General features: G+C 46.9%; 6 protein-coding genes. 5 read left to right on the top strand and 1 reads right to left on the bottom strand.

Features of this window, described 5'->3' with window-relative positions:
• From cobS to ndk, 5 genes are all read left to right on the top strand, one after another.
• Positions 1-708 (top strand): adenosylcobinamide-GDP ribazoletransferase (gene cobS / locus ACXLDX_RS13625; protein WP_457577736.1); only part of this gene is annotated, 708 nt, incomplete at its 5' end.
• Positions 709-800: 92 nt separating this feature from the next.
• A complete protein-coding gene (locus tag ACXLDX_RS13620; RefSeq protein ID WP_457577735.1) occupies positions 801-3,362 on the top strand; it encodes a cobyric acid synthase in 2,562 nt (853 codons plus the stop codon).
• An 11-nt stretch (positions 3,363-3,373) separates the two neighbouring features.
• Positions 3,374-4,372 carry an adenosylcobinamide-phosphate synthase CbiB gene (cbiB, locus tag ACXLDX_RS13615; protein ID WP_457577734.1) on the top strand — a complete coding sequence of 333 codons (999 nt, stop codon included), beginning with the start codon at positions 3,374-3,376 and terminating at the stop codon, positions 4,370-4,372.
• On the top strand, positions 4,354-4,893 hold the full coding sequence (locus ACXLDX_RS13610) for a hypothetical protein (RefSeq protein ID WP_457577733.1): 540 nt from the start codon (positions 4,354-4,356) through the stop codon (positions 4,891-4,893). Before cbiB ends, ACXLDX_RS13610 begins: the two co-directional genes overlap by 19 nt.
• 128 nt (positions 4,894-5,021) lie before the next feature.
• The gene (gene ndk / locus ACXLDX_RS13605; RefSeq protein ID WP_457577732.1) at positions 5,022-5,435 is read left to right on the top strand and encodes a nucleoside-diphosphate kinase; all 414 of its coding nucleotides are present in this window, start codon (positions 5,022-5,024) and stop codon (positions 5,433-5,435) included.
• 14 nt (positions 5,436-5,449) lie between these two features.
• On the opposite strand, the gene ACXLDX_RS13600 is transcribed toward ndk, so the two are convergent.
• Positions 5,450-6,121 (bottom strand): exodeoxyribonuclease VII large subunit (locus ACXLDX_RS13600; RefSeq protein ID WP_457577731.1); only part of this gene is annotated, 672 nt, incomplete at its 5' end.

Genomic DNA, 6,121 nt, shown 5'->3' with positions numbered 1-6,121 from the left:
ATCTTCCCTGTCTCCTGGAAGAATGAGAAGGATGGAGATTATTTTCCGGCCAGTCTTTATTTTTTCCCCGTGGTAGGCGCTATGATAGGAATTCTCGGTTTTTTTCTGGCCAGAATTCTTCTGATTGTCTTCCCGGTTGAGGTGGCGGCGGCAGCGATACTCGGATTTCTCGCTTTTGTTTCGGGTTGTCTGCATCTGGATGGTCTTGCGGACAGCGGGGACGGACTGCTCTGTGCCCGTCCCAGGGAAAGGGCACTGGAAATCATGAAAGACAGCAGAACCGGTTCCATGGGTGTGGTGGTTGTGGTTTTTCTGCTGCTTGGGAAATACAGCGCACTTGTTGCCATGGGTGATCAGCGGTTCTGCATGGCTGTTTTTTTTATGCCCCTGGCCGGGCGCTGTTTTATTGTTTTCGCCATGTCCCTGCAGCGTTATGCCAGAGAGGAAGGGGGACTGGGAGAGTTGTTTTACTCAGGCATGAGCAGGAAGGCTGCTGTTCCGGCCGGATGTATTCTCGCGGTCAGCCTGCTGCTGGTGGCCGGTCCTGATCGTTTCAATGGGTTTGTGTTAATCGTTTTCCCCGTGTTTTTCATGTTTCTTTACCTGTGTAATAAAAAACTGGGCGGGGCTACCGGAGATACACTTGGGGCACTCTGCGAAATTGTTGAGTTGATGACAGCAATTTCATTTGTGTCATTTTTGACCTGAACCGTAACTGCTCACGGGGCAGCAGTTCTATGATTTTATTGCCTCTGAGCTGTAACTGCTCACAGGTGTCACAGATTTTTACAGGCTCTGTTATGAAGACATTTGAACATGGTGGTAATATTCACAGGTTTTTACGTGATAACGGTAGTGGAAAGGGTGAAGTCATAGACTTCAGTGCCAATATGAATCCCATTGGTCCACCGGAATGGTTGAGGAGTGTGGTCAGTTCGTCACTTGATCTGGTCGTTCATTACCCCGATCCGGACAACAGTGAATTCGTGCAGGCTGTCTCTGAAAACTTGAATATTGATGCCGAATGTGTCATCGCCGCCAACGGCACGACAGAGTTACTTTACGTGCTGGCGAGGGTTCTGCCCGTTTCCGGGGCGCTGATTCCGGTTCCTTCCTATGTGGATTATATCAAAGCCTCTGAACTGGCCGGTCTTGCTGTCCGAACTTTGCAGATGCGGGAGGAAGATCATTTTAATTTGTCTTTTGACAGGCTTGAGGAAGAGATCAGACCCGGTGAGCTTGTTATCCTTGGAACACCAAATAATCCCACGGGAATTCTGCCTGACCGTGAAAGAGTAAAACAGCTCTGTCAGCAGTTTCCCGATACCTTTTTTGTTCTGGATGAGGCTTTTCTTGATTTCATGGGTGAGGACCTCTCCCTGGCAGGCACGGCCGCCAATATTATCACCCTCCACTCAATGACAAAATTCTATGGTGTCCCTGGTCTGCGTCTCGGATTTGGCGTCTTTCCTGTCGGCATAGTGAAAGAAGTACGAAAAAATATCCCCCCATGGACGGTCAACACCTTTGCCCAGAAAGTTGGAGCCAGAGCCCTTTCAGACAGGGACTATCAGCAGAAGAGTCGGGAGATATGTCACCGGCTTTCAAAGGATCTGCAGAAAAAATTGAGGTTGTTCCCGGGACTGAAGTTATGCGGAGCCGGGGCCAATTTCATTTTCATGAAGCTCACCCATGGGCGAAGAAGCAGTGAACTCGCAGGGTTCTGCGAAAAGAATAACCTTCTGATTCGCCCCTGTGATAATTATAAAGGGCTTGATGATTCCTATTTCCGCATCGCCGTGAGGACAGCCGGTGAAAATGACAGACTTCTCAGGGTTTTTGAACTGTTTTTTTCACCAGGCAGAAAAAAGAAGGCGAGGGTGAATAAATCGCGTTCTATAATGTTCCAGGGTACCTGTTCCGATGCTGGAAAATCGATTCTCACTGCCGGGTTATGTCGAATTCTTCGTCAGGACGGTTTCAGTGTGGCCCCGTTCAAGGCACAGAATATGTCTCTGAATTCCTTTGTGACCATGAAAGGAGATGAAATGGGGCGGGCACAGGTCGTCCAGGCCCAGGCTGCCGGTATTGATCCTGACTGTCGGATGAACCCTGTTCTGCTTAAACCGAATTCGGATACGGGCAGTCAGATCATTGTGGCGGGACAACCGGTAGGGAATATGTCTGTACTGGAATATAACAGCTATAAACCTGAATGCTGGGCAACCGTATGCGATTGCTACGACAGTCTTGCCCGGGAGTATGACGTTATAGTCCTGGAGGGTGCGGGATCACCGGGAGAAGTGAACCTGAAGGCGGATGATATTGTCAATATGAAAATGGCGCACTATGCGCAATCTCCGGTTCTCCTGGTGGGTGATATTGACCGGGGAGGGGTCTATGCCTCGTTTGTTGGAATCATGGAGGTTCTCGCCCAGTGGGAGCGACGTCTGGTTGCCGGATTTATTGTCAATAAGTTCAGGGGACAGGCTTCCCTGCTGGCATCAGCACACACCTATGTAAGGGAGCACACAGGGCGTGAAGTTTTCGGCGTTATTCCCTACCTGAGTCACCTGGGCCTGCCGGAGGAGGATTCAGTTTCCTTTAAAAAAGGCCTGTTCAACAGGGAAAAGGATGGTGGGGAAAGTGTCGAGATTGTCCTTTTGAACCTGCCCCATATATCCAATTTTACTGATGTTGAACCTTTTCTTGATGAACCGGATGTGCACCTCCGGGTGGTGGACAGGGCTGCTGACGTGGGGAAACCTGAGGCCATAATCCTTCCAGGATCTAAAAATGTCATCCATGATCTGGAATTCATGCGCTCAGAAGGTTTTTTCGAGATCATCCGCAGGGCAGATGAAGACGGCTGCGAGATTGTCGGTATATGTGGTGGCTATATGATGCTTGGAAGACTTATTTCAGATCCCTTTCAGATTGAATCCACGGCAGGAAAAGTGGATGGACTTGGCCTTCTGCCGCTGGAAACCACCATAGAAAAGGAAAAGAACCTTATCCGTAAAAGAGGAGTACACAACCCGTCGGGTTGTGCGGTTTCCGGTTATGAAATACACCATGGCATTTCCACGGAAGCCGAAAGACCGCTTATCTCTTTTGAGGATTCCTCAGCATGTGGAACAAGTTCGTTGGGTGATCGTATCTGGGGGTGTTATCTCCATGGTGTTTTTGATGAGGACGAATTCAGGAGATGGTTTATTGACAGACTGCGCCAGAGAAAAGGGCTGAAACCGGTTGGCCGGATCCTGGCCCCCTATGATCTGGAAAGCTCGTTTGACCGCCTTGCCGATTGTCTGAGGGAAAATCTGGATATAGATGGTATTTACAGGTTGCTCTCCCTGTGAGGAATCACGATATGATCTATTCTTTTCAGATTCTGGCAGCCATAGCACTTGATCTGTTTTTCGGTGATCCGAGATGGTTCCCACATCCCGTCAGATTGATCGGAAGGCTCTGTACAGTTATGGAAAAATTGACCAGGCGTCTGTTCACAAATGAGATTCCGGCAGGTTTTATTACCGTATTGATCGTTCTGGCAGTTACAGGTGGTACCACACTGATTCTGCTGCTTTCTGCCAATTCGCTGGGCGGTCCTGTAACCACATGTGTTGCTGTAATTCTTCTGTACTTTAGTTTTGCCGTAAAAGACCTTGTCAGGCACAGTGAAGAAGTGTTTCGTGAACTTACAGATAAAAATGATCTTGAGGGGGCGAGAAAAGCCATAGCCAGAATAGTCGGCAGGGATACAGATTCTCTTGATCAGGAAGAAATAAGCAGAGCCTGTGTGGAAACTGTTGCAGAAAACATGGTGGACGGTATGACGGCTCCTTTTTTTTACGCCGTGGTTTTCAGCATCTTTTCCGGCTGTCTGGCGCTGCCGGCAATCGGTTGGTCTGCTGTCGGGGCGATGCTCTATAAAGCCGTCAATACCATGGATTCAATGATCGGCTATAAAAATAAAAAATATGAGCGATTTGGGAGAATTGCCGCTAAACTTGATGATATATGTAATTTTTTACCGGCAAGAATAAGTGGAGTGATACTTATTCTTGCTGCATTTATTTTAAAATTGGATTACAGAGGGGCTTTGCGAATATTTTCCAGAGACAGACTTGCCCACGCAAGTCCGAACGCTGGTCACACGGAGGCGGTTGTCGCAGGGGCATTTGGTTTTTTTCTTGGCGGGACGTCAACATATTTTGGTGCCCCTGTTGAAAAGCCGGTTATTGGTGATAAACTGAGGGATATAGAACCTGGCGATATTAAAAAATGTAATACTTTTATAATTGTCGGGTATTTCCTCTTTGTCGTCTTATTGCTGGTTTTACGTATGTTATGGATATTTTTAAAGTAACCGGAAATATATTTTTTATTCTTTTCTTTTTTGTATTCGCTGCAAATCTCCCTTTATCGTATGCCGATGAGATTCCGGCCGGTATAGATACAGGAACTGAAAACCTGACCGCATCTGATGATCTGCTTCATATCAGTCCGGAAATATTGAAAGGACTCAATGAGGAGCAGCGAAAATGGTACGAAAAATTTAATGAAGGCGTACTTTTTTTTGACGGCTGGAGAGCTATATCCAAGGATATTCTCAGTCATTTTCCACCGGAAAAACGTGTTGAAGTAAGAAAATATATTCAGCGACTCGGTATTCTGATAGGAACCGAATGGTCCAAAGAAAATGATGTCAGGTGTATTGATAATAAAAAGCTGGGGGAATGGGGAGACCGGATAAAAGATGCAATTCGTGGGGAATCCACTGAAGGACTTACTGTGACTCTCAAGTCAATCAATGATGAAGTCGAATATCTGCTGAGAAAAAGTAACAACGGTGAATATTCGTTGAATCTTGTCAGCCCGGATGAATAAGTTTCCGGGACAGGAGGAGTCGTGATTTTTCACAGAGCTGGGGTACCTGTGAGCAATTACACAAAAAGGTGACTGCCCGGTGTCTGACGGAAATGAGTCAGGAAAATAATAATCAATTGGAGGTAAAAATGGAAAGAACGTTCGGAATCATCAAACCGAATGCGTTTGCCGATGGCAACAGTGGCAAGATTATCAGCAGGATTTACGAGGAAGGATTTAAAATAGTCGGATTAAAAAAACTCTATCTCAGTAAGGTTGAAGCTGAGGGGTTTTATTATGTGCATAAGGACAGACCTTTTTTTGACGAACTGACTGAGTTCATGTCGAGTGGCCCCTGTATTGTTATGGTACTTGAAGCGGAAAATGCTATCCAGAAATGGAGGGATCTCATGGGGGCGACAAATCCCGCTGATGCCGCAGAAGGAACGCTGCGGAAAGAGTTTGGTGCCTCACTCGGAGAGAATGCGACACACGGTTCAGATGCGCCTGAAACTGCAGCATTTGAAATCAGTTATTTCTTTTCCGGACTCGAACTGCTCTAACCTCAATATACCTTTTATTTTTCCTCTCCATCTGTCTGTTTGCCCTTTATGGAGTATTCAGCAGATGGGGAGTCCTTAGAAGTGGGGGCATGTATTTCTGTTACTTCACATTCCACTGTCCCTCGATGGAGCAGGATCTCAAGTTGTTCACCCGGGGACACTTCCCCTGAATGGGTTACCACTTTCCTTACTCCTGGTTCATTCTCCTGTCTGGTGACTATTGCGTATCCCCGTGCAAGAGTGGCCAGGGGGCTGACACTGTTAAGAACGGCAGCGGTTCTCGCGAATCTCGTTTCCCTGCTCTGTATAAACATTTCCATGCCATTGACAAGCCGGGATGTGGCCAGCCTGAGAGTCTGTTTTCTCGCCATCAGTTTGGACAGAGGACTGTTTTGTTCAAAAAGCTGTAAGCTCCTGGAAAACAAATTCTTTTTTGTACTCAACAGGGTCGACATTGCCTGAACCAGGTAAGTCTTTCCCAAATTCAACCGCAATTCAAGATTTTCAAATTTTTGATCTAAAGTACCGAGTATTTTGACCCGGCCGTCAAGTTGCATCTCCAGGTTTTCAATTTTGGAGAGGATGCGAAAACCCATTCGTCTTTTCAACAATTTCAGGATTTTGCAAAGCTCTCCTCCATCGGGAAGAATTGCTGTTGCTGCACCGGTAGGAGTAGGGCATCTGAG

The sequence above is a fragment of the Desulfomarina sp. genome, assembly GCF_054039375.1.
Note: the sequence above shows the minus strand (reverse complement) of the source record. Positions and strands in the feature narration are given on the sequence as shown.